Raw genomic sequence first — 3076 nt, 5'->3', positions numbered from 1 at the left:
CACCATCATCCACACCGCAGGTGTCCTCGACGACGCCACGTTGGCCGCTCAGACTCGTGATCGCCTATCGACCGTTCTCGGCCCCAAGGCACACGCCGCCCACCATCTGCACAACCTCACTCGGCATCTGGACCTCGATGCCTTTGTCCTGATCTCCTCCACGGCGGCCACCTTCGGCAGCCCTGGGCAGGCCAACTACGCCGCCGCCAACGCCTACCTCGACGCCCTGGCCCAGCACCGTCGCGCCCAAGGACTCCCCGCCACCTCAATCGCCTGGGGACTCTGGGAGCAGGGCGGCCTGGCCAACGCCGAAATCACTGGGCACCTGGCACGCCGAGGTCTGCTCCCCCTGCCCACGGAACCGGCGCTCACCGCGCTTTCGCAGGCCATCGCCAGCCCGGGGCAAGCGCACCACATCATCGCCGACATCGACTGGGGCTCCTTCGCCGCCAACCTGAGCCCCGGCGGCGAATCCGTTCCGCTCACCCAGGACATTCCCGAAGCCCGGACGCAACGTACCCGGCAGGCGATGGATCAGGATTCCGAGACGGCCCTGCACCGGCAACTGGCCGACCGAAGCCCGGGCGAGCAACAGGAGGTGCTTCTCCAACTCGTACGGGCGCAGGTGGCCTCGGTCCTCGGACACAGCGACATCGACGCGGTGCCCTCCGACCGGCCCTTCAAGGAACTGGGACTCGATTCCCTCGCCGCCGTTGAGACCCGCAACCGGCTGACCGCCCTTGCCGGACTCCGCCTCCCCACCAGCCTCATCTTCGATCACCCGACGCCGACCAAGCTCGCCCAGTATCTGCAAACCGAATTGGTGGGTGAGGAATCCGGCCCAGCGAGCGCAGTGGCATTCAGTCCCGCCGCCAAGGCCGACGACTCCATCGCGATCATCGGCATGGCATGCCGGTTCCCGGGCGGCGTGAGTACGCCCGAGGAGTTCTGGGATCTCATCCTCATGGAACGCGACGCGATCGCGGACTTCCCGACAAACCGCGGCTGGGACCTTACGGGAATCTTCCACCCTGACCCCGCGCACAAGGGCACCTGTTACACCCAGCAGGGCGGCTTCTTGTACGACGCGGCCGAGTTCGACCCCGCCTTCTTCGACATCAGTCCCCGCGAGGCACTGGCCATGGACCCCCAGCAGCGGCTCTTGCTGGAGACCAGCTGGGAGGTCCTGGAGCGAGCGCATATCGACCCACGGTCGCTGCAAGGCAGTCCTGTCGGTGTCTTCACCGGCATCAATGCCCAGGACTACGCGATCCACCTGGAGCGTTCACCGGAGTCCGTCGAGGGCTATGTCCTCACCGGCAGCTCGAGCAGCATCGCATCGGGCCGAATCGCCTACACCCTGGGCTTGGAGGGCCCCGCCGTCACCGTGGACACGGCGTGCTCGTCGTCCCTGGTCGCCCTGCATCTGGCCAGCCAGGCACTGCGGTCAGGGGAATGCTCGATGGCCCTGGCCGGCGGGGTCACCGTCATGTCCACCCCCACCACTTTCGTCGAGTTCGCGCGACAGCGGGGACTTTCCACAGACGGCCGGTGCCGGGCCTTCTCCTCCACCGCCGACGGAACCGGCTGGGGCGAGGGCGTGGGCATCCTGTTGGTGGAGCGGTTGTCTGATGCGCGGCGGTTGGGGCATCGGGTGTTGGCGGTGGTGCGGGGTTCGGCGGTGAATCAGGATGGTGCGTCGAATGGTTTGACGGCGCCGAATGGTCCGTCGCAGCAGCGGGTGATCCGGCAGGCGTTGGCTGCCGCAGGGCTGACGGTCCCGGAGATCGACGCGGTGGAGGGGCATGGCACAGGAACGACTCTTGGGGATCCGATCGAGGCGCAGGCGTTGCTGGCGACCTACGGTCAGGAACGCCCTGATGATCGACCTGTCTGGTTGGGGTCGGTGAAGTCGAATATCGGGCATGCGCAGGCCGCGGCGGGGGTTGCGGGTGTTATCAAGATGGTGATGGCGATGCGGTATGGGGTGTTGCCGCGGACGTTGCATGTGCAGGAGCCGTCGCCGCATGTGGACTGGTCCTCGGGCGGGGTGCGGCTGCTGACGGAGGCGGTGCCGTGGCCGGCGACGGGGCGTGCGCGGCGTGCGGGGGTATCGTCCTTCGGGGTCAGTGGCACCAACGCCCACATCATCCTCGAACAGGCACCACCCACACAGGACAGGGAACCCGGCGCCGGCTCTCCTTCTTCCTCTCCGTGGATGGTCTCGGCCAAGTCCGAACAGGCACTGCAAGCACAGGCAGCACAGCTGCGCACCTACCTGACAGCTCACCCCGAGGTGGGCCTGGCTGATATCGGGTATGCGCTGGCCTCCGGCCGTACCGCCTTCGACCACCGTGCCGTACTCCTGGGCCCCGACCGCGAAGCCTTCCTCGAAGAGCTGGGAGCTCTGGGGGCCGGTGAGGAGCACACCGGGCTCGTACGGGGCGTGGCGAGCGGTGCGGGGAAGCTGGCGTTTGTGTGTTCCGGGCAGGGCACGCAACGCCCCCGTATGGGACACGAGCTGTACCACGCCTTCCCGCTGTTCGCCGCAGCCATGGACGAAGCCTGCGCACACCTCGACCCACACCTCGACCATCCCCTGCGGGATGTCATGTTCGCCGAGCCGGGCACCGACACCGCCCAGCTGCTCCACCAGACCCGCTACGCCCAGCCCGCGCTGTTCGCCCTCCAGGTCGCCCTGCACCGCCTGGTCACCGAACACTACGGCCTTACCCCCCACTATTACGCGGGTCACTCCCTCGGAGAGATCACCGCAGCCCACCTTGCCGGGATCCTCACCCTCCCCGACGCGGCCCGCCTGGTCACCACCCGCGCCCGCCTCATGCAATCTCTCCCCGCCACCGGCGCCATGACCACCCTCCAAGCAGACCCCGACGAACTCCACGAACACCTCACGGGGCTTGAGGGACGGGTGTCGCTCGCGGCGGTCAACGCGCCCGGGTCCGTGGTCATCAGCGGTGATCGCCACGACGTAGACGCTACGGCCGAAAACCTCCGCGCCATGGGACGCAAGACCACACCGCTGAAGGTCAGCGGCGCTTTCCACTCACACCAC

General features: G+C 67.8%; 1 protein-coding gene. It reads left to right on the top strand.

Going from position 1 to position 3076, the window contains the following annotated elements:
• The coding region (locus CCN51_RS41085; protein ID WP_143676049.1) for a type I polyketide synthase at positions 1-3076 on the top strand (3076 nt) is incomplete at both ends.

This window comes from Streptomyces milbemycinicus, from assembly GCF_002154605.1.
GTDB classification, from domain to species: Bacteria; Actinomycetota; Actinomycetes; order Streptomycetales; family Streptomycetaceae; genus Streptomyces; species Streptomyces milbemycinicus.
This window is presented reverse-complemented; position numbering and strand designations above follow the sequence as displayed.